This window comes from Sulfuricystis thermophila (assembly GCF_004323595.1).
Lineage (GTDB): Bacteria > Pseudomonadota > Gammaproteobacteria > Burkholderiales > Rhodocyclaceae > Sulfuricystis > Sulfuricystis thermophila.
In genome coordinates this window covers 1,633,022-1,654,871 of the sequence record NZ_AP019373.1, presented here as the reverse complement: position 1 = coordinate 1,654,871, position 21,850 = coordinate 1,633,022, and the positions used below count along the sequence as shown (strand labels likewise).

Annotated in this window: 17 protein-coding genes; 10 read left to right on the top strand and 7 right to left on the bottom strand. The window is 60.6% G+C overall.

Annotated features, from left to right (window positions below; translation table 11 throughout):
* Positions 1-4: 4 nt before the first annotated feature.
* The 10 genes from M52SOB_RS08260 to M52SOB_RS08215 all read left to right on the top strand — a co-directional run bounded on the left by M52SOB_RS08260 (position 5) and on the right by M52SOB_RS08215 (position 10,851).
* Entirely contained in the window at positions 5-1,477 is a 1,473-nt protein-coding gene (locus M52SOB_RS08260; RefSeq protein ID WP_131111410.1) for a phenylacetate--CoA ligase family protein, read from the top strand.
* A 143-nt stretch (positions 1,478-1,620) separates the two neighbouring features.
* Complete coding sequence (locus tag M52SOB_RS08255; protein ID WP_172601795.1) at positions 1,621-2,499, top strand: THxN family PEP-CTERM protein; 879 nt, start codon at positions 1,621-1,623, stop codon at positions 2,497-2,499.
* Positions 2,500-2,568: 69 nt separating this feature from the next.
* Positions 2,569-3,729, top strand: a complete 1,161-nt coding sequence (locus M52SOB_RS08250) for a sugar-transfer associated ATP-grasp domain-containing protein (protein ID WP_131111408.1) — start codon at positions 2,569-2,571, stop codon at positions 3,727-3,729.
* Positions 3,730-3,817: 88 nt separating this feature from the next.
* Positions 3,818-5,041: an ABC transporter permease gene (locus M52SOB_RS08245; protein ID WP_131111407.1), complete on the top strand. Its 1,224-nt coding sequence runs from the start codon at positions 3,818-3,820 to the stop codon at positions 5,039-5,041.
* A gap of 7 nt (positions 5,042-5,048) precedes the next feature.
* On the top strand, positions 5,049-6,269 hold the full coding sequence (locus M52SOB_RS08240; protein ID WP_348542191.1) for an ABC transporter permease: 1,221 nt from the start codon (positions 5,049-5,051) through the stop codon (positions 6,267-6,269).
* A gap of 71 nt (positions 6,270-6,340) precedes the next feature.
* Positions 6,341-7,726 (top strand): TIGR03013 family XrtA/PEP-CTERM system glycosyltransferase, encoded by a 1,386-nt coding sequence (locus tag M52SOB_RS08235; RefSeq protein WP_284155045.1) that lies wholly within the window; start codon positions 6,341-6,343, stop codon positions 7,724-7,726.
* A gap of 137 nt (positions 7,727-7,863) precedes the next feature.
* Complete coding sequence (locus M52SOB_RS08230) at positions 7,864-8,448, top strand: hypothetical protein (protein ID WP_131111406.1); 585 nt, start codon at positions 7,864-7,866, stop codon at positions 8,446-8,448.
* 90 nt (positions 8,449-8,538) lie between these two features.
* On the top strand, positions 8,539-8,823 hold the full coding sequence (locus M52SOB_RS08225; RefSeq protein WP_131111405.1) for an HPr-rel-A system PqqD family peptide chaperone: 285 nt from the start codon (positions 8,539-8,541) through the stop codon (positions 8,821-8,823).
* Complete coding sequence (locus M52SOB_RS08220) at positions 8,820-9,737, top strand: HprK-related kinase A (protein ID WP_131111404.1); 918 nt, start codon at positions 8,820-8,822, stop codon at positions 9,735-9,737. Before M52SOB_RS08225 ends, M52SOB_RS08220 begins: the two co-directional genes overlap by 4 nt.
* A gap of 4 nt (positions 9,738-9,741) precedes the next feature.
* Entirely contained in the window at positions 9,742-10,851 is a 1,110-nt protein-coding gene (locus tag M52SOB_RS08215) for a nucleotidyltransferase domain-containing protein (RefSeq protein ID WP_131111403.1), read from the top strand.
* Positions 10,852-10,856: 5 nt separating this feature from the next.
* On the opposite strand, the gene M52SOB_RS08210 is transcribed toward M52SOB_RS08215, so the two are convergent.
* From M52SOB_RS08210 to M52SOB_RS08180, 7 genes are all read right to left on the bottom strand, one after another.
* Positions 10,857-11,630, bottom strand: a complete 774-nt coding sequence (locus M52SOB_RS08210; protein WP_131111402.1) for a S1C family serine protease — start codon at positions 11,628-11,630, stop codon at positions 10,857-10,859.
* The gene (locus M52SOB_RS08205) at positions 11,627-12,415 is read right to left on the bottom strand and encodes a transglycosylase SLT domain-containing protein (RefSeq protein WP_284155044.1); all 789 of its coding nucleotides are present in this window, start codon (positions 12,413-12,415) and stop codon (positions 11,627-11,629) included. Before M52SOB_RS08205 ends, M52SOB_RS08210 begins: the two co-directional genes overlap by 4 nt.
* A gap of 118 nt (positions 12,416-12,533) precedes the next feature.
* Positions 12,534-15,299 carry an XrtA/PEP-CTERM system TPR-repeat protein PrsT gene (gene prsT / locus M52SOB_RS08200; RefSeq protein WP_131111400.1) on the bottom strand — a complete coding sequence of 922 codons (2,766 nt, stop codon included), beginning with the start codon at positions 15,297-15,299 and terminating at the stop codon, positions 12,534-12,536.
* Between the two features lie 40 nt (positions 15,300-15,339).
* Positions 15,340-16,695 carry a PEP-CTERM-box response regulator transcription factor gene (gene prsR, locus M52SOB_RS08195; RefSeq protein ID WP_131111399.1) on the bottom strand — a complete coding sequence of 452 codons (1,356 nt, stop codon included), beginning with the start codon at positions 16,693-16,695 and terminating at the stop codon, positions 15,340-15,342.
* On the bottom strand, positions 16,692-18,809 hold the full coding sequence (gene prsK / locus M52SOB_RS08190) for an XrtA/PEP-CTERM system histidine kinase PrsK (protein WP_131111398.1): 2,118 nt from the start codon (positions 18,807-18,809) through the stop codon (positions 16,692-16,694). Before prsK ends, prsR begins: the two co-directional genes overlap by 4 nt.
* Positions 18,810-18,815: 6 nt before the next feature.
* Entirely contained in the window at positions 18,816-20,669 is a 1,854-nt protein-coding gene (locus tag M52SOB_RS08185) for a patatin-like phospholipase family protein (RefSeq protein ID WP_131111397.1), read from the bottom strand.
* Positions 20,666-21,817, bottom strand: coding sequence for an MASE2 domain-containing protein (locus M52SOB_RS08180; protein WP_172601794.1), 1,152 nt, complete (start codon positions 21,815-21,817; stop codon positions 20,666-20,668). The genes M52SOB_RS08185 and M52SOB_RS08180 overlap by 4 nt, the downstream gene beginning before the upstream one ends.
* Between the last annotated feature and the right edge of the window lie 33 nt (positions 21,818-21,850).

Sequence of the window (21,850 nt, the reverse complement as noted above, 5' to 3'; positions counted from 1 at the left end):
CCGGATGCGGCTGTCGATGCACGCCTTTTTCTCTGCCATCGAGCGTCGTCTCATCAAGGCAAGACTCGCCGCTGCCGACCCTGAAAGCCTCATTCGTTCGGGAGAGAAATGGCTGTTGCCAGCCTTCCGCCGTGCGGCGCGTGCTTGCGCGGCGTATCGCGTCTTGCTCGCCGAGGCCGGCGTCGATCCGGAAAGTGTCAGGACGGTCGAGGATTTCGTCGCCCGTTGCCCGATCCTCGAAAAAGCCAATACCTTCCGCCGCTTCCCCCTCGCCGAACTGCTTTGCGACGATGTTCGGCCGGAGGATCTGGCCTTGATCATCACCAGTTCCGGGCATGGCGGGAATGGCTTCGCCTTTGGTCTCAGTAGCAAAAAGCAGCTGCGCGACGCGGCACGGTTGATCGACCTCGGTCTCGACCTCGCGTTCGACGTCGGTCGCCGCCGCACCTTGCTGGTCAACTGCCTGCCGATGGGCGTGACTTTCACTTCCAATCTGGTTTGCATCGCCAATGTCAGCGTTCGCGAGGACATGGCCTGTGCGATCGTGGACAAGGCCGGGCCGCTGTTCGAGCAGATCATCTTGTGTGGCGATCCGCTGTTCCTGAAAAAACTGTGCGACTACTCTCAGGACATCGGTCTCGACTGGCGCCGCTTTCGCATCCATGTCATCGTCGGCGAGGAAACGTTTCCCGAAACCTTCCGCGATTACCTCGCCGGCGTGTTGGGCATCGATCCCGACGATCCGGCCAGCGGCCTGATCGGCAGTTCGATGGGGGTCGGCGAACTCGGCCTGAACCTTTTCAACGAAACGCGAGAGACCATCGCCTTGCGACGGGCTTGCAGCCGTGATCCCGAACTGTCGAAAAATTTGACAGGACAGGACAGTGCCGTCTCGCCAGCGCCGACTTTCATGGTTTTCAATCCCTTGCGGACATTCGTCGAGGTGATCGACCCAGATGAGCATGGAGTGGGCGATCTGGTCGTGACGGTGATGGACGAAAAGGCTCCCGTGCCGCTGATGCGTTATGCCACCGGTGATCGCCTGCAATTCATCGATCGCCTGCGGGTGGCCGCCCTGGCCCCCGCCTTGCCGCTTCCCTCAGCTCCCGTGGTTGCATTGCATGGCCGCGCGAAGGATCGTTTGCCGGGTGGGGGGCATGTCGATCTGTTCAAGGAAGCGATCTACAGCGATCCATTGATAGCCCGACATCTGAGCGGTGCGCATCACATCAGCCTCTGTGGCGACCGGCTTTTATGGGAAATCCAATCAGTACGTGATATTTCAATCGAAGAATCAACTGTTGTTGAAAGGTTGCAGACTTTGCTCTCTAGCAAACTGCTAGGAACAGTGGTTGAGGTCCATGCCTTACGATACGATCAGTTCCCTTATGGTAAAACGATCGACTATGAGCGTAAGTTTGATTACCTCGGGAGGCAGAGACCTGGAGGTCTCGCGACAGAGGAATTGTCGGAATAATTTACAGTCGGTCCAGGAAAAAAAGCCTATCCTAAAAAAATACAAACTAAAACAGCCAGTTAATTATCTGGTATGGGGTTTGCTTAAGAACGTCTGTCGGAGGTACTTTTTTTATGAGACACCCCAAAAGAAGGAGCAACCAAATGAAAACCTTTCGTAACACTCTTGCAACGATCATCGCTGGATCAGTCGCCCTTGGTGCTTTAGAGGCTCAAGCTGCTTACTCGCCAACCACCCTAACTTTTGCACAAAGCTCAGGTTTCGAGACTTCATCTTCATCATTGACCAGCACTGACAACCAAGGTGCGGATGACAGTATTCGCTGGTATGAGCATTTGTCGGGCGTGACGCCTCCGGTAGGAACTTTCGATACGATTGCTTGGGGTCTGCCCAGTAAGAACAACGGTGGGCTGATGCTTACTGACCCCTTCACCATTAGCGGCGATGTAAATACTGTCTATAGCGGATTGCGTGTCACTGGCCTGACCGGGAGTGTGACTACTGGGGCTGATATCGGTCTGTGGGGTGCGTATCAGCCGATCACCACCCTGTATCATAAAAACAGCACGATCAGCGGTAGTGCCTTCACGCTTAAAAAAGCTACGATTGGTTCCAATTTGTCTATAGGGCTTTACAATGATCCATATCATCAGGTACCCATTACATTTACGGAGACGATGAATGTGGGCAATGTGCCTGGTGACTGCGCTGCCGGTGCTCCGAACAATAGTATCTGTGATGACCTCTTCAAGTTTCAACTGACGAGTTTCGCTCCAATCACGTTCTCGATTGATGGCAAGACTTTTGAGGCAGACTTTGGTATTGGGCTCTTCCATAACTCCTCCACGAACTTTCCGGGCTGTGACGGTAGCGGTGTTTGCACGGTATGGACTGCTGAAGGGGTGATCAGCGATTTAAGCGTGCTAATGCGTATTCGCGAAATCCCTGAGCCTGCTTCGATGGCGCTGGTAGGTCTCGGCCTCGTTGGTCTGGCTGGTCTGCGTCGTCGCAGGAACGCGTGACGTAGTATCGGTTTTGTGCGCTCCAAGAAAAACGGCCCTTCGGGGCCGTTTTTCGTTTATGTTCATGTTATGCGTATCGATGATCTGTTGGCGCGGCTGAAGGAATACCGCGAATGGGTATCCCTGGCTGAGAAGCAGACCGGAAAGAGCTTGCTGAGCCAAGCGCGCGAAATATGGGCGCTGAAACATGCCGGTGGTCAATGCGGCATTACCGACTACTACTGGTTCAGGCTATACGATGAAAATTACTTGTCAGGGGAAGGGCAAGCGGATTTTCTCGGCTGGCGCTTGCAAGACCCTTTCAATTTCGCGTTGAACCCGCGTCATGTCGTGCTGCCTGCATGGGATAAGCTGGTGTTTGCGCAGATTGCGCAAGCAGCGGGTTTGCCGGTGGCACCAATCCTGGCCTGCTACCATCCGGCTAGCAAATTGCCGCTCTCGGGCTGCAGGCATCTTGCCACGATCGAATCGGTCGTGGAATTTTTGCGCGAGGAGGCCGAATATCCACTTTATTCAAAACCTGCCTATTCGCAGCAAGGCGAAGGAGCGCTCGCTTTGCTCGGTTATCGGCGGGAGGACGACAGCCTGCTTCTTGCGGGCGGTCGTACGATCACGATAGCCGAGTTTTCGAAACGCCTCAACGAGCCGGTCGATCGACGTTATCACCGTCCTGAATGTGGGTTCCTTTTTCAGCAGATCTTGCGCAACGCCCCTGAAATCGAAAAATTGACGGGTTGGTCTGCAATCAGCGGCATACGCTTGATCTGTTTGAATGGGCCGGACGGCGTCATTCCGATTGCGGCAGCATGGAAGATCGCCGTGCCGCCGAACACTGTGGATAACTTCCACATGGGGGCTTACGGCAACTTGGTGGCAGGGGTGGACCTGTCCTCTGGGAGAGTCGAGCGGGTCGTCAATGGTTTTTGGCCGACCGCACAGTTGCTCGAGCGTCATCCAGTGACAGGGCATCCTTTCCTCGGCTTTCATCTTCCAGGTTGGACTACGATGCTCGATATCTGTCGGGAAGCCGGGAGAGTCTTCCCCTTGATGAGGGTGCATCACTGGGATTTCGCGCTCACGGATCGAGGGCCGGCGATCATCGAATTGAACGACATGGGAGGAACACAGATCGTCCAGTTGCTTGGTCGCGGGCTGCTCAAGAGAGAAACGCGCGAATTTCTCAAGCGCCATGCCGACCGCAAGGTGCATCGATGGGTGAATGAGTTGTAGCCAGCTCGTGCCGCCCCGCCAGCGCCGACTTTATCGGTTCGTGCCCTGCGGAACTTCGGTATCATCGGCCAGGCTCGCTTTCCACACCATGCGCGTCCTTGCCTTGTTCCCCCTCGTCCTGCGCAACCTGCTGCGCCAGCGGCGGCGGGCGCTCATCGCAGTGTTCTCCGTGGCTTTCGGTATCGCTGCGCTGGCAGTGGCAAACGGCTACATCGCCTGGATGTTCTTCGATTTCCGCGAGGCGACGATCGAATCGCAATACGCGCATATCCAAGTGACGCGACCTCGTTACCATGAGGACGGGCGGGCCGATCCATTTCGTTTCCTGTTGCCCGACGACGCTGCCGCGGTTTCCTTGGCAAAACTAAACCATGTTCGCGCCTGGGGAGCGCGGTTGGCTTTCTCGGGTCTCTTGAGCAAGGGGGAAACGACGCTCTCTTTCATCGGGGAAGGCTTCAATCCGGCCACCGATCTGACGGGCGATCGGGCGCTGCGCATCGTCGCCGGACGCAAGCTGACTGCGGATGATCGAAACAAGATCCTGCTGGGCAAAGGGCTTGCCTTGCAACTGGGGGCACAACCCGGCGATGCCGTGGTGCTCCTGGTCGATAATCCTGGCAGCGGTTTGAGCGCCATCGATGCCAACATCGCCGGTATTTTCGAATCGGTCAGCAAGGCCTATGACGATAGCGCGCTGCTGGTGCCGATCGATGCCGCACGCAAGCTGCTCAAGGTGTCCGGAGCTCACAGCTGGCTGGTGTATCTCGACAAGACGGAAAACACCGCTGGCGTGGCCGAAGCCTTGCGTCGGCAGTTCGACCCCCGCCAGTTCGAGGTGCGTACCTGGGATCAGCTTGCCGAGTTCTATGCGCGGGCGGTCGATCTGTTTCGCCAGCAACTCGACGTGGTGCGCTTCATCGTCTTTGCGATCATCCTGCTCGGCATCGGCAACACGATGATGATGAGCGTAATGGAGCGCACCGGCGAGATCGGCACGATGATGGCGCTGGGGGTGCGGCGGCGTGCCGTGCTGAACCAGTTCCTGGCCGAAGGCGCGTTGATCGGCTTGCTGGGCGGCATCAGCGGCTTGCTCTTGGCGTGGCTGGCCAGCATCGGGGTCGATGCGTTGCGGATCGAAATGCCGCCGCCGCCCGGTTTGACCCGTGGCTACGTCGCCCGGATTTTGCTGACCCCGACCATTGCGGCAGAGGCGATGGGTATCGCCGTGGTGACGACGGTATTGGCGAGTCTGTATCCGGCCTGGAAAGCCTCGCGCATGATGATCGTCGATGCGCTGCGCAAGAACAAGTAGGCAGACGATGCAAGGATTGCTGAAACTGGCGTTGCGCAACATCTTCCGTCACCGCGGCCGCACCGCGATGACGCTGGCGTCGATCGTCTTCGGTGTCGTGGCCCTGATCCTGGCGGGCGGATTCATCGAGGACACGATCATCGAGACCGGCGAGGCGACGATCCGCTCGAACACCGGGCACATCCAGGTGGCGCGGCGCGGTTATTGGGAGTATGGCAGCCAGCAGCCCGAGCGTTACCTGATCGACGATGTGGAAGGGGTACGTCGTCAAATGGTTGCGATGGATGGTGTCGCGGACGTGATGTTTCGCCTCGGCTTTTCTGGCTTGCTGGGCAATGGCCGCAGCGATTGGCCGATCATCGGTGAGGGGGTCGAGCCGGATCGCGAAGCCCGGCTGGCGAGTTATCTGACAGTGGTTTCGGGGCGGCGGATGACCGACCAGGACCGCTTCGGCATGATGATCGGCGCCGGCGTCGCCAAGGCGCTGAAACTCGGCGCTGGCGATACGGCATCGCTCTTGGTCAGCACCCCTGGGGGGGCGACGAATCTGCTCGATTTCGAAATCGTCGGCGTCTTCCAGACCTTTTCGAAGGATTACGACGCGCGTGCAGTGCGCATTTCGCTTGCGGCGGCACAGGAGCTGCTGGCGACACCGGGCGCGCAGCTCGGCGTGCTGCTGCTCAAAGACACCGCGGCCACCGGCATTGCGGCAGAAACCTTGCGCCGGCAGTTCGCCGGAAAAGAGTTCGAGCTGCGTACCTGGCAGGATCTCGACGAGTTCTACAACCAGACCGTGACGCTCTATCGCCAGCAATTTGGATTTCTCACCGCCATCATTCTGGTGATGCTGCTGCTCTCTGTCTCGAACACGGTGAATATCGGCATCTTCGAGCGCGTCAGCGAGTTCGGCACCATGCTGGCGCTGGGAAATCGCGCCTCTCGGGTATTCGGCTTGATCGTGACGGAAAGCGTCTGCCTCGGATTGATCGGCAGTCTGCTGGGGGTCGTGATCGGTGTCGTGCTGGCGCTGGCAATCTCGCAAGTCGGCATTCCGATGCCACCACCGCCGAATGCCGATCAGGGCTACATCTCCAAGGTGTTGGTGGTGCCGGAGGTGATCGGTCTGGCTTTTCTCACCGGGCTGTTGGCAGCAGCCCTCGCCTCGATCCTGCCGGCACGCAAGGTCAGCCGCATGCAGATTGCCGAGGCCTTGCGCCAAGGGGTGTAGGTTTTGCGCTCGTCGCAATGATGCCCCAGGCATCGGTTATCATTGCGCTAGTTCGTTTCTGAGGAGCTGGCATGCCGCTGAAGACGATGGGGCATACTTTTCGCCCCGATACTCTGCTCGAGGTGATTTTCGACTTCGGCTTCGTCTTCGTCGGCATTCTCGTCGCCGTGATGTGGGTCAAAAACGGCCTGCCGGTTGATTACGGACTGGTCGCCATCTACGCGGCCATCCTGTCGCTGGTGATGCTGGCGATCAATGCCTGGCTGGGCTTCTATCAGCGCATCCACGACCGGACGATCGAGGATTCGCGCGCGCGGGCGGTGCTGTCGCTGCACCTGTCGATCCCGGTGGCCTATGTGATCTTCCTGATCCTGCCGTCGGTCAATGCCGACCGTAATCTGCTCGAACTGTCCGGTATGGCGGCCCTGTTCGGCATGCTGAGCTATCGGGTGATGGCCAGCCACCGGCGTCAGCGCGCATTGGTGACGCTGCGTCTGCTGATTTTCGGCGCTGGCGAACATGCGGCATCGGTTGCGGCCTCGTTGAGCAAGGAGGACCAGACGGTGCGTATCGTCGGGTTTTATCCGGGACATCCGAGCGAACCGGTGATGGTGCCGCAGGAGATGCTCATTCCGCGAGAGAAAAGCCTCGTCGATGTCGTCAATGAACTGAAAGTCGACGAGATCGTCGTCGCCATCGGCGAGCGACGCGGCGGCCGGATGCCGCTGCGCGAATTGCTCGACTGCCGTCTTTCGGGGGTCCTGGTGCTCGACATGTCGAGCCATTTCGAGCGCATGCTGGGCCAGATCCGTCTCGATGCGCTGCGTGCCGGCTGGTTGATCTTCGGCGACGGTTTTCGTCAAAACACTGGGCGGACGGTGGTCAAACGCATCTTCGACATCGTCGTCGCGACGCTCCTGCTGATCGTCTTCTCACCCTTGATGCTGATCACCGCGCTGGCCATCCTGATCGAGGATGGTCCCCCAATTCTCTATCGCCAGGAGCGGGTGGGATTGAACGGCCGTCTGTTCAACGTAATCAAGTTTCGCAGCATGAAGAAGGATGCGGAGAAGGACGGCACCCCGCGCTGGGCGTCGAAAAACGATACACGCGTGACGAGAGTCGGACGCATCATCCGCAAGTTGCGCATCGACGAACTGCCGCAATTGTTCTCTGTCCTCAAGGGTGACATGAGCATGGTCGGCCCCCGTCCGGAACGTGCCTATTTCGTCGATCAGCTGACCAAGGAGATTCCGTTCTATGCCGTGCGCCATAGCGTCAAGCCCGGCGTGACCGGCTGGGCGCAGGTGCGCTACCACTATGGATCGAGCGTCGACGATGCGGCGCAGAAATTGCAATACGATCTATATTACGTAAAAAATCATACCCTACTGCTCGATCTGGTGATCCTGTTCGAAACAGTGGGGGTCGTGGTGGGAGGTAAAGGTGCTCAGTGATGGTGTCGAAAACTCTTACACCAACAGCGAGAATGATTTGTCAATGCTTTGTTTTTGGTGAATTTTTAAAATCTGGCGTAAAATTTGCTTAATGTGTAATAGGCATTATTTGGGACGTTGTAGAGCAAAGGCGCATCATGAACACTTCTGAAAATCCGACCCTTTCCCCTGACGAGGAACGACCGGTCGCCAAGAGTGAAGGTCGCCGCCGTTTGCTGAAGCTTGGCACGGTGGTCGCGCCGGTGGTGCTCACTTTGTCGAGCCGTTCGGTTCTGGCTTGCCATTGCAAATCGCCATCGGCGGGTGGGTCTTTGACTTTCGCCAGTCATCGGCCACGGAATGATCCCCATTGGGACGACCCAGCCGGCTTCGACATCAATGGAGTCAAGACCTTTTCGGGCTGGAAGGATTATTGGCAAGCACATCAAGGTCAGTTGCCAGGTGGTGTAACCAAGAATACCCAGCTACAGCAGATTCCGGGACTTGAAAGTGCATTTGCCGGTGATACGACGAAAATCAAGGACCTGCAGCCAGGCTTCAAACGGGACATCGTGACTGCCTGGCTGAATCTGCAATACAATCCGGTGGCGCGCAATAACTGCCTGACCTTGGTGCAACTGCAGCAAATGGCGACGGGGAGCTACAGTGATCCCGTCAATAATGTGGTGTGGGGACGGTCGCAAATCAGACAATATCTCCAGGCCAATTGGTTGCTTGGCTGAAAAAGAGCTTCAAGCATATTCGCCGAGCCATCTCGGAAAACAAACCGCGCTGGTGCGCGGTTTGTTTGTTTACGTCTGGCGATCGTTGACATGGAACTCCGTTTCGGGCTGGATCGGACTGGTCGTTTCCTAGTCAAGTCTTGGGAAGACGAGGCCGTCGCCTATGATGTGCTCTCTGGCGATACCCATCTGCTCGACCCCCTTTCCTTGGCAGTCCTCGTGTATCTTTCCGATTCGGTGCGGCCGCGTGAGGAAATCGTCCGTCATTTGGCTTCGAGCTTCGAACTGCCTATCGATGAGCATTCGCGCGACTACATTCACGCGACACTCACCCGCCTCGAAACGGTTGGTCTTCTGGAGCTGAGAGACGATTGAGGCTGGCCGACTCGACCCTTTCACGAATTACTGCCAGCTTGAGGGCGGAAGGGCTTTGGTTGCAGCTCTCGCCGTTTGTCGTATCCATACGCAGCGACGCCCCTGGCCTAGCCGATGTGCTACTCCAAATGTATGCGGATTTCTCGGTCGCAGAGCCTGGTTCGTTTGCGGATTTCCATATCGAATTGCGACGCGCAAGGGGGCTCAGACGCTGGATCAGGCCTCAGGTCGATTTTCATTTCGACGGCATGCCAACGTTCCATCCCTTACCGCTGGATCAGGCTTATCCGATGCTCGAATGGGGGCTCAACTGGTGCATCGCCTCGCATGCCCATCAATTCCTGATCATCCACGCCGCGGTGATCGAACGTGGCGGAAGAGCAGTGATCATGCCCGCGCCACCAGGCTCGGGGAAAAGCACCCTCTGTGCCGCATTGGTCAACCGTGGCTGGCGTCTGCTCTCGGATGAATTGGCCTTGTTGGCGGTCGATACCGGCCAGCTCGTGCCGCTGGCGCGACCGATCAACCTCAAGAATCGATCGATCGAGATCATCAGGCGCTTCGTTCCTGAATGCGTGATGACATCACCGGTACATGACACACGCAAGGGAATGGTGGCGCTGATGCGCCCACCTGCCGACAGCGTTCGGCGCATCGACGAAGTGGCCGTGCCGGCCTGGGTCGTATTTCCGAAGTATCTGCCCGATACGCCAGCGACTTTCCTCCCATTCAGCAAGGGGCAGACCTGTCTCAGGGTTGCCCAGGAATCCTTCAATTACGATATCCACGGGCGCAGGGGATTCGAGATCATTACCCGGATGATCGATGGCTGCGATTGCTACGAATTCAGCTACGGCGATCTCGAAGACGCCATGCAGGCATTCGATTCTTTGGCTGCGTCCACATCAGATTGAAGACATGTCGGCTTTGATCACGCAAACCCTGTTACAACCGGAGCGTTCGCTGGCGCTGACAGCGGCACAATGGGATCTGCTCGTGCGCCAGGGCCGCCGTGCGAATCTCCTCGGCAAGCTCGCCGCCGAACTTGCTTCATTTGGGCTACTGGAGAGGGTTCCCCAGGCGCCACGATCCCATCTGTTCTCCGCTCTGGCAGTTGCGGACCAGCAGGCACGTGCGATTCGCTGGGAGGTTCGCTGTATCCATGAGGCTCTGGCAGCAGAGGATATTCCTGCCGTATTGTTGAAGGGCGCAGCTTATGTGATGGCTGAACTTCCGCCGGCCAGGGGCAGGGTCTTTTCGGATGTCGACATCCTCGTCCCGAAAGAACGCATCGATCACGCCGAGGCGGCACTGATTCGGCATGGTTGGAGCAGCAGCCATCACGATGCCTACTATCAACGGTATTACCGGCAATGGATGCATGAGATCCCGCCGTTGATGCATCAAAAGCGCGGTACGGTCATCGACGTGCATCACGCCATCCTGCCGTTGACGGCACGTATCAAGGTGAATACCTCCGCATTGTGGGATGCTCCGGTGCCGCTGTCGGCCCATGAGAATTTTTTCATCCTGCAGCCGATCGACATGGTGCTGCATAGTGCTGCCCACCTCTTCCACGAGGGGGAATTGCACAACGGTTTGCGGGATTTGTTCGATCTCGATGCGCTCCTGCGCCATTTCGGCAAAAATGCCGCTTTCTGGGCGGACCTTCTGCCAAGGGCAAGGGATCTCGGCCTGGAACGGCCGTTGTTCTATGCACTGAGGTATACGCATCGGCTCCTGGGTACACCCATGCCCGAACAAGTACTGGCTAACATCAGCCAGCCGGCCGCTGCCGTTCGTCTGGCGATGGATTTTTGCTATATGCGTGCCTTGCAACCGGAACATGCCTCCTGTCGCCGTTTCGGGACGCCTGCCGCCCGATTCGCTCTCTATGTCCGCTCACACTGGTTGCGCATGCCATTTTTTCTGCTTGTCTATCATCTGTCCCGCAAGGCTTTGTTGCCGGAAAAGCGGGTCGATGACGCTACAAACGCCCAGGAAGCCGTCGGCGGCCAAGCAGGCTGAGGGATTCATTTCTCGGCACCGATCAGTTCTTTCAGGTGCTTTATCGGGATCGCATAGCTGATTCCCGACGGTTTTTCCAACACGGCTTCCTTGGTCGTCTTGATGAACACCATGTTGAGGATGCCGATCACTTCACCGGTATCGGCATCGAACAGTGGCCCGCCGCTGTTGCCAGGATAAGCAGTCGCATCGAGTTGGAAGATGGGAAAAGGGCCAGAGCGCAGGCTGCGGATCGAAGGCGTCTTGAGCTGGCTGGCGGTATTGCCAGGGACGCTGATCGGCGTGATCGAGGAGACGATGCCGCGGTGGGTGACCGGCGAGAACCCCAGCACGCTGCCGATCGGGAAGCCGCTGAAGGCAACGGCCTGGCCTTCGCGCACGGTATCGGAGTCGCCGAGCGTCACGGTAGGCAACGGTGGCCCATCGAAGCGCAGCAGTGCCAGGTCGTGGTCGGCATCGCGCGTCACCAGGCGAACCGCGATCACGCGTCGCTCGCTGCCGAACCTGGCGAGGATGGCCAGCTGATCTTGGCCGGGCTCGTTTCCCATGGTTTCCGGCACGACATGCGCGTTGGTGGCGATTAGCCGGCCGTCGCCAACGGCGAAGCCGGTGCCACGCATTTGGAAGGCGGGACTTTTCAGTTTGTTGTAGAGGCCGACGACGACCAGCGCGGGCTTGATGCGTTCGATCGTGTCGGGCAGCCCGGCTCGCGCCGGCAGCGCGAGCATCAGGCAGAAGAGCAGCGCAAAGAGCCGCTGCCCGGGAAGCCGCGGCTTCATGATCGGACTCTGGAGAGGCGGTGCAGGATCTTCGGTAGTTCAGGCGAAGGCTCCGTCACCGAGGCGTCGTACGGGTGTTCGTGGCGGCGGAAGAATTCCAGGATGCGCTTCACATATTCGCGCGTTTCGGCAAAAGGCGGAATGCCGAGGAAGCGGTTGACCGCGCCTTCGCCGGCATTGTAGGCCGCAGCGGCAAGGGCGACGTCGCCGCGGAAATAGGCCAGCAGCCAGCGTAGGTAAGCAAGGCCGCCGCGCACGTTCTGTTCGGGATCGAAGGGCTTCTTGACGTTGAAGCGCACGGCGGTTTCCGGGATCAGCTGCATCAAACCCTGAGCGTTCTTCGGCGAGACGGCGCGTGGGTTGAGATTCGATTCGGTGCGCGCAATGGCGAGTGCCAGCCGCGGTTCGATACCGTATTCCGGAGCAAGACGCTTGACCAGCTCGGCCAATCGGCGCTGCTCCTCGCTGCTGAATTCGATGTCATCGGCCAGGTCTGCGGCAGGCGGCGGATCGCGCAGGCATTCCGGAGTCTTGTCTGTCGGCGCACCGACGAAACGCAGCATTTGCCGCGAGGGTTCGTGCCCCTGTCCGGCGGCGAGGCTGAAGAAGTAGGCGGCGACGGCATCGTCGCGTGGCACGCCGCGGCCATTGGCGATCATCCAGCCCAGACTGTATTGCGCTTCCGCATCGCCGGCTTTCGCCGCCGCGCAATACAGCGCATAGGCTTTCGCCGGGTCCTTGGTCACACCTTCCCCATGTTCATAGGCGCGGGCTTCCTCACGCATCTGACGCCAATGTCCGGGGCCAGGATCCTCCCTCGCGAAAGTCGGCGCTGGCAGGACGGCACCCAGCGCGAGAAGCGCGAAAGGCCAAAGGCGGAAAAGGGAATTGCAGCGCATCGCCTTACAGCTTCTTCAGGAGCTCCGCGACTTCCGCTTGCGCCGGGAAACGTTCGCCGAGCTTGGCGAGCTCTTCGAGCTGCTGGCGAGCGGTCGTCTTGTCACCCGTCTTGATCAAGGCCTTCGCATAGTTGAGCCGGATACCGGCGGCCTGCGGTTGCAGCTCGACCGCCTTGGCGAGGAGCTCGATGCCGCGTTTGCCATCGCCGCGGTCGACGAGCAACATTCCGAGCGTATCCATGATCGCCGGCTGGTTCGGCGCGAGCGTGTTGGCGCGCTCGGCCAATGCAATGGCCTGCGGGTCTTTCATCTGCCCGAGCGTCCAGGCGAAATTGTTGAGCAGCGCCGGATTGTCCGGTTCGGCGGCCAACAGGGTGCGATAGTGTGTCGCGGCCGTCGCGTAATCCTTGCGCCGGTTCGCCTGTTCGGCGAGATAAAGGCGAAAGCCGTTGTCTTTCGGGTGTCGTTTGAGCCAGGCGTCGGCATGGGCCTTCGCCTCGCTGGCCTTGCCGTCGGCCAGCAGCACGGCATGCAGCCGTTGCGCGAGTTCCGTCGCCGGCGCGGCTTTCAGTCCGTTGCGATAGGCATTCGCCGCCTGTGCCCAGGCTTTGTTCGCCGCATGCACATCGCCTTCGAAGAGGTAGCCGATGCTCTGCTGCGGCTGGCTTTTCTGGATTTCGCGCGCCTTGGCGAGCGCAGCGTCGAGTTTGCCCTCATCGAGGTCGAGCTGGATCAGTGCACGATGCAGCGGCAGCGAATCCGGCAGGATCGACAGCCCCTTGGTCAGGCTGCTGCGTGCGCCTTCCCGATTCTTGGCGAGAAGCTGGATTTCGGCCATGCGCAGATAGGGCTGCGGCGAGGTCGGCATCAGGTTTGCTAGCTTGCCGTAAATGGTCAATGCCTGCTGGGTATCCCCGTTCATCTGGTAGATGCGCCCGGCGACATCGAGCAGTTCCGGCCGGTCGGGAATTGCGGCGAGGGCTCCCTGCACCGCGGTGAGGGCCTTGTCCTTGTTCTGGTCGCGCAGATGGACACCGATCAACGCCAGACGCGGCGCGGGCTCGGTGGGGGCTGCGGCGATCGCGCGGTTGATCAGTTCGATCACCTCAGAGGACTTGGCCCCGGTGCGCGCGCGCAGTTCGGCGAGCGCGAGCATCGCCTGGACGTTCTTCGGGTCCTTCGCCAGCACCGCTTCGAAACGTTTCTGAGCCTGTTCCGGCTGATTGGCGCGTAGATCCATCTGCGCGAGCGCACTCGCGGCCGGCAGATAGGCCGGGTTGATCGTCAAGGCTTTTTCAAAGCTCTTGCGCGCACCAGCCTGGTCGCCTTTCGCCAGCAGGGTGCCGCCGCGCAGGTTGTGCACCACCGGATTGTCTGGCTGTTTCTTTTCCAGTTGGGCAATCGCTTCGAGGGCCTTGTCGAACTGTCTTGCCCGAATGCTGGCGACGATCAGCGCCATGTCGGCGCTGGTGCCGGTATCGGTCGCGGCGATTTCCTCGAGTTCGTCCAAGGCTTCGGCTGCATGGCCGCCGCGCAGGCGCGCGAGTGCCAGCGCAGTCTGCGTCTTCTTGTCCTGCGGATTGATCTTGGCTGCGCGCTGGAAATATTCCTCGGCAGTCTTGGCATCGCCATTTTGCAGATAGGCGTTGCCCGCCAGTTCGAGCCAGATGGGTGCAGTATCTTTGCCCTGGAGCACCGGCTGCAGAGTTTCCACGGCCTTGGCCGACTGGCCACTGCGCAGATAGGACAGCACGAGGGTGCGCCTGGCGAGCGCCAGCCCCGGCGCCTTTTGCAACGCCTTGCGCAGGGCATCCTGTGCCTGGAGATCGGAACGGCTCTCATAGGCGACCAGGCCGGCGAGCTGCAGCCCTTGCGGGCTGTCGGGCTGGAGTTTCAGCAAATTGTCGACGGCAGTCTTCGCAGTCGGCAGATCCTTCTTGCTGAAGGCCAGCAACCCCTGCATGTAGTAAGTCAAGGGGTGTTTGGCCGCCACCTTCTGCATCGCCTCGAGTTGCCTGGCGGCCTTGTCCGGCTGGCGCTCGCGGAGATGGATCATGATCAGCGCGGCATGGGCATTGAGCGCCTGCGGCTTGAGCTGGACGGCTTGTTCGTAGGTGGCGATGGCTTCCGCCGTCTTGCCTTCGACATTCAACAGGTCGGCCTTGAAGAGCAGGGCATTCACATCCTGTGGCGTCTTGGCGAGGATGCCATCGATGATCGCGCGCACACCGGCCAGATCGTTGTCGGCCACCTTGATGCGCGCCTTGACGAGCAGGGCGGGCGCGAAATCGCCCTTCGCCGCCAGTGCTTCGTCGAGCATCGCGCGTGCGGCATCGGGCTTGCCCTGCATCGCGAGGCTTTGCGCGAGCGTCGTTTTCAGGTCGGCCAATCCCTCGGCAGAAGCGATGGGGGTCTTGGCGAGCTCGTCGAGTTTCTTGAACTGGCCTTGGGCGAGCAGCACACGGGCGAGCAATGGCACCACTTGGTCGGCAGGATGTTTGAGGTCGAGCGCTTTGCGCAATTCGACTTCGGCGGCCGTCACGTCGCCGCTTTCGAGCAGGGCTTTGCCAAGCAGGAACCGGGCTTCCGCCGAATCGGGATTCTTGGCGAGCACGTTCTTCAGCTGGATCGTCGCCGCTGCCTGATCGTTCTTGGCCAGATACTCCTTCGCCGAAGCGAGCATGGCTTCGGGAGAATCGCCGCAGGCAGTGCCGACGAGAGCGGCGACGAGCGTCGCGATGGCCAGAGTACGATGGGAGAGGGAAGTCATGGTGTGCCTCGCTGCGCGGAATTGGAAGAATGACACGATCTTAGGCCTTCAGACCGAGTTTGTGCATCAGATCATACAGTGTCGGACGGCTGACGCCGAGGAGTTCGGCGGTGCGCACCACGTTGCCGTTACTGCGGCTCAGCGCGGTGAGGATTGCCTTGCGTTCGGCCTCCTCGCGGATCGAGCGCAGGTCCAGATTCAAGGGTTCAGTCTCGGTGGCTTCCAGGCCGAGATCGGCGGCCGTCAGGACGCTGCCATCGGCCATGATCACGGCGCGCTTGATGCAGTTTTCCAGCTCACGCACATTGCCGGGCCAGCTATGGGCGGCAATGCTGCTCAGGGCATCTTCACCCAGTGTCAGGTTGCGCTTTTGTTCTGCGCCATAACGGCGTACGAAGGCATGCGCGAGGAGCGCGGCATCGCCGACGCGGTTGCGCAATGGGGGTATGTTGATGACGATCTCGGCCAGCCGATAATAGAGGTCTTCGCGGAAGCGGCCTTCGCGGATCAGCGCTTTCAGGTCCTGATGGGTCGCGCAAACGATGCGCACATCGACGGGGATTTCCTGGCGGCCGCCGACGCGCTCGATCACGCGCTCCTGCAGAAAGCGCAGCAGCTTGGCCTGCAGCGCAAGCGGCAGGTCGCCGATTTCGTCGAGCATCAGCGTGCCGCGATGTGCCAGCTCGATCTTGCCCGGTGTGCTTTTCGCCGCGCCGGTGAAAGCGCCTTTCTCGTAGCCGAACAGTTCGCTTTCGAGCAGGTTTTCGGGAATCGCCGCACAGTTGATGGCCACGAAGCGTTCCCCACTCCGCGGCGAAGCGGCGTGCAGGCCACGTGCCAGCAGCTCCTTGCCGGTGCCGCTTTCGCCGAGCAGCAGAATGGTGGCATTGCTGGCGGCGACTTTCTCGATGGTGCGGCAGATGCGCAGCATTTCAGGATCGCGGGTGATCAGGCCACCCAGCGCATCCGGCGGCTGCAACATTTGCAGACGGCGGTTCTCCTGCTGCAGTTCATAGAGACGGAAGGCGCGATCGATCGTCAGGCCGAGGATTTCCGGCTCGAAGGGCTTGGCGAAGAAGTCGTAAGCGCCCATGCCGATGGCGCGCAGCGCATTGGCCTGGTCGTTCTGGCCGGTGAGGACGATCACCTTAGTATCGGGGGCGATCTGCAGGAGCTGTTCGAGCAACAGAAAACCCTCGGTGACCGAGTCGGCATCGGGCGGCAGGCCCAGATCCATCGTCACCACCGCCGGGGCATGGCGGTGCACCTGATTCAGGGCGCTCTCGCGATCGGCGGCGACCAGGGTTTCGTACTGGTCGAACGACCAGCGCATCTGTTTTTGCAAGGCGGGATCGTCCTCGACGATCAGCAGGGTGCGCGGTTTTCCGTTTGTCATGAAAGCTCAGCCTGTTGCAGGTCGGATGATTTGGAGACTTCGATCAGCGGCAGCCGGATCAGGAAGCGCGTGCCGATATTCTCGGCACTTTCTACGCAAATGTCACCCCCGAGCTCCTGGATGTACTGACGGCTTTCATAGGCGCCGATGCCCATGCCGGCCTGTTTGGTGGTCTGGAACGGCTTGAACAGACGCTCGCGCACGAATTCCGGCGACATGCCATGGCCGGTGTCGCCCACCTCGATCGTCGCCATGCTGCCTTCGCGGCCGATGTCGATCCACACCCGCCCCTCGGCAGGTGTCGCATCGAGGGCGTTTTGCACCAGATGGCCGATCACCCGTTCGATGCGTTCCTCATGGCCACGAGCGACCACCGGAGTGCGTACCTTCACCTCGACGGCCGGTGCCAGATGGGCCTTCGCCTTCTTGACACGCCGCGCGACGGCTTCGAGATCGACGCCGCATGCGCCATCGGCCGGTTTCGTCCCTTCGCGCAGCTGCATCATCAGCTGCTTCATGCGCGTCACGGCATGGTCGACCGTTTCGATCATGTCGCGCTGGAATTCCGGGTTGCCGGCATGCTTTTCGGCATTCTTCAGCATCAGCGACAGCTGCGTGACGATGTTTTTCAGGTCATGCACGACGAATGCCGACATCTTGTTGAAGGCATCGAACTTGCGCGCTTCGAGCAGGGCTTCGGCGGCCTGGAGCTGGGCGAGGAAGGCGGCGGCCTGACGGCCGGCGGTGCGCAGCAGGTCATTCACTTCCCAATTGATGTCGAGCGGCGCGCGGGCGGTGGCGAGAATGACGAAGCCGACGAGTTCGCCCGGAAGACTGAGCGGCACGATCAGCCAGGCGTTCGGCGTGTCCAGCAGCCATTCGGGTAGGTCGAGCCCCTGGTAGCGGCCTGGGCGGAAACGATATTCCTCGAGATCGATCACCCAGCCGCTGGTTTCGAGGAAACTCACCAGAGAACCGTCCGTGGGTTCGCTGGCAGAACATTCCGGCATGTTCCAACGGGCGCTCTGACGGTAAAAACGTCCTTCTGGTTCGCGCAACCAGAGCGTTCCCGCCGGGCTCTCCACCATGTCGGCCAGGCCGCGGATCACCTGTTGACCAACCTGTTGCGCGCTCTCGCCTGAGGACAGGGTGCGCGTGAATTTGAGCCACTCTTCGCGATAATCGTAACGGTAGCGGAAGAAATGTTTGCCGACCAGCACCTTGATGCGCGCCCGCATCGTGCCGGAAAACATCATCACCATCATCAGCAGCGTGGCGGCGAACAGCAGCGCGATTTGCAAAGCGCCGCCCCAACTGCCACCGAGGTAACGGACGTAATAGCCGGCGGCGGCAGCGATCAACAGATAGATCCCGGCGATCGCGAGCGAAGTGGTCTGGAAGGCGGCACTCTGCGAAACGGCGATGCGCAGCTTACGCGCCCGGGTCCGGTAGATCGTCAGAATGATCAGTGGCAGGACGAGCACGGTGGCAAGTCCCCGCACCGTGAAACTGTCATTGTCGACCTGGCCGAACAGCAGGACGGTGGAGTGGAAATAGAGATCGAAGCCGAAGACTGCCGCCAGGCCGATACCCAGTGGCTTGATGTGCCAGCGCGAGTCGCTGGTGGTGTTGCGGAACAGCTGTTCGATCAGCACCAGACCGAAGACGCTTTGTGCCAGTGCGGCGTACTGTGCCCCACGCAAGGCGACTTCGGTCGCCAATAGTCCCGTCGCGAGCAGAATCTGCAACGCCAATGCCGCCACGACGATACCGAGGCCGACGGCCAAGGGCCAGCGTGCCTGGAAAGGTTGCGCGCGTCCGCTGGCCAATGTCGCCGTGCGCAATAACAGAATCGTGAAGGCATACCAGCCGGCATAGCGCAGACTGTCGAACATGGCATGGGCGATGAACAGGAAGGACAACGGCTGCAAAGCAAGGAGAAAGGCTTCGGCCGCCCAGAGCGCCGTCGCCAATGTGGCGCCGAGCAGTGCCAGGTCGACCGGGTCACGCAGGTTGCCATGGCGCCAGCGCAGCAGGTGCAATGCGAACAGTAGATGAGTCAGGCACGCAATGCCGTAACTCCAGAGCGAAGGGGTGGAGATGGAATGTTCCATGGCGTTTCAGGTGGCTTGGCCGAACTGCCAGCCGTTCATGAATCCTGGCCGGCGCACATAGTGTGGATGGCGGGCGAGCCACTCCCGCACGCGTGGCAGCGCATGTCGATGACCCGCATCGGCGATGTCGCGCATCTTGCGCCAGTCGAGGAAATCGAAGTCTTCCAAAGGGGGATTCAGGTAGAGGTCGGCAAGCTTGCGTGCGTGCTCGACTTCTTTGCGACTGGCCAGTGTGGTGACTTGGAGGATGATACGCGACAGCGTGGGCGCCGCAGCGTGCGGTCTGCCGGGAAGGATTTGATCGGCGAGATATTCCAGGCTGTCCGGAATGCGCTGGTAAGCCATCTCTCCGAGCGTATCGACGGCGAGGTCTACGGCGATGATCACGCCCTGCATGCGTTTGTGCATGATGTCGATCGGCAGATTGTTCAATACCCCGCCATCGACCAGCAGATGGCCGTCTTCGATCACGGGGGGCAGGATCGCCGGCAACGATACGCTGGCGCGGATCGCCTGCCAAAGCGGCCCGCGCTCATGCACGCGCACCCGGTTGGCCGACAAGTCGCTGGATACGGCAAAGAAGGGCAGCCACAGATCCTCGATGTCCATCGGCAGATGGCTGCGCAGCACCCGGTTCAGATGCTCGCCCCGCACCAGCGAGACGATCGGTAACGTGTAGTCGCCGAGCGGATCTTCGCAAGTAAAGGCGATGCGGTGTTCAGCAAAGCTTTCGGCATCGCTCAAACCGCGGGCCAGCCCCGTCGCCGCGAGCGCCCCGAAACTGGCGCCACCGACCATGTCGATCGGCACGCCTGCTTCGTTCAGCGCACGAATCGCACCGAGATGGGCGAAACCGCGCGCGCCGCCGCCGGCGAGCACCAATCCGATCGCACGGCCAGAGAGGAAGCGTGCCAGGCGCGCGATGTCCTCGCGATTGCCATTGCGCAGATGATGATGTCGGTCGACCCGGCGTGCCGCAAGCCAGTCCCGCGTCCGCTGTGGCGTTGTGCCGACGGGATGAACCAGGACCAGATGGACGTCTGCGTGATGATCCCTTTCCGGCATGTCGAACAGCCAGCGTTCCAATTCGGTGCTGGTCGGTTCGAGCGCGGCATCGGCGAGCAGCACGATCTTGTCGGCATAGCCACGGCAGATACGGTTCCACTCGCTCGGCGCCGGCTCGGCGACGAGCAGCAGGAAATCGTGTTCCTGCTCGCAGCTGTCGAGATGATGTCCGTAATCAGGGCCCGGCGGAGCGGAGAAACGTACCGCGGCGGCCGATGTGTCGAGCTGCAGCACGCTGCCGAAACGCAGCAGTTCGAGCCGCAGTGCATCGCATAACGGGCGGGTGGCAAGGCTGCGATGGAGCGGCACGATCAGTAGGGTGCGCGCGCCGCTGCGGGTCGCGATGTGACCGCGCTGTCCAGTCAGCCGCGCGATGATCATGCGCGCGATGTTCGTGAAGGCTTGCGGCTGGTGGGCGACGAGTTTGTCGATCGCTGTGCGCGGGATCGCGGCGAGGGTCGTATCACGCACTGCGGTGATGGTCGCCGCCCGCCCGGCACCCGACAACAAGGCGATTTCACCGACGACGTCGCCGGGCTGTGGATAGGCGACGATTCTCTCGTGGCCATCAGAGTCCCTGACCCTGACCTGTAAACGGCCGCTGAGCACGACGTGCAGGCAGTCACCGGGCTCCCCCTGGCGGTAGAGGATGTCGCCGACGGCAATGCGAACTGGTTGGGCATCACCCAGCAGCGCGGCGAGACTCGTTTCATCGAGTGTGCCACACAGATGACTCAGTGCTGCGCTGACCAGTGCCGCATGTCGGGCAGAAAGCGGTTCTGCATGGGGGCTCATCGCGTGCTGGCGATTCGTGCGAAATGAAACAGCGGCGTGTCGGCTTCGGCCGGAAATGGCTGAAAGTCGGTGGTGTCTCGCAAATGACGCAATGCGGCGGGTGAGACGATCAGCCCCTCCGGGGCGAGGTCTTTGGTTTGCATTGCAAGCGCCAGCAACGCTTCGATGCCAGGGCCGGTGAGATCCAGATTCAGCCGTTCCGGTTGCACCAAGCCAAGGGTCACCGCACCCCGGTGGATCAGGACGCGCCGTGGCTGTACGTGTTCGCTGCCGGGCTGGCCACCATGATCTGAAAAGTGGCTGAGGATTTCCTGTGCCGCATCGACCAATGCCGCCAGCCCAGACGGGTCGCGCCCGAGTGCGATGGCCCGGCCGCCGCAGGTTTTGATCAGCTCGATGCCATGGCGCGTCAGGATTGCGTCGCACTCTTGCCAGGACTGCTGTAGCGCCCCGAGATCGCCGGGTGGGGAGGCAAACCCGTCGAGCTCGATCAGCAACAAGTCCGCGCTCGGCAACCGCTCGGGGGGGTGTTTGCCAGTGGTTTCCAACTGGCGGGCAACACTGCGCGGAAAAGCGGAGAGCAAAGCCTGCTCGGCCCGGCTGCGCGCCGCATCGGCGGCATCGCTGTTTGCCTGCAGCAGGGTCTGCTGCCGCTGCAGCGTACCGATGAGGCGGTGGATGACCTGGGCGACGATCAGAAAATATGTCGCGAAAAGTGCGGCGGCCGACCAAAGCGAAGCAGGGCAGCCCGAAGGAATGCTCGCCAGCGTCGCCGGCAGACTCCCGGTAAGCAGGGCGCCGGCGACCAACAGCGCCAGGCCTGACCCCGTCAGCGGGATACCGCCAACGATCATCCAGTTGAACAGGCAGATGACGAATAGGACCGAGCTTGGCAGCCAGGCAAACTCGAGTGCCCCGATCACCGCACCGGTAAAAAAACCGTCGAGCAGAAAAAGCACATGTCCGTGCCGGAGGTCGGCATCGAATCTGCCGAGGAACAGATGGCCGAGGTGGGGGTAGAGCAGCCCAGCGAGTATCAGGAATCCGTGCGCGCCGGCCTGTTGAAGGCAAGAAGCGTCATTGACCGCGACGAGCAGCACGCTCATGAGGCTGAAAACCACCCGTACCAGATAGACCTGGCCTGCCATCTGTGGGCCGTGGTCCCGAGCAAGACGGCGATG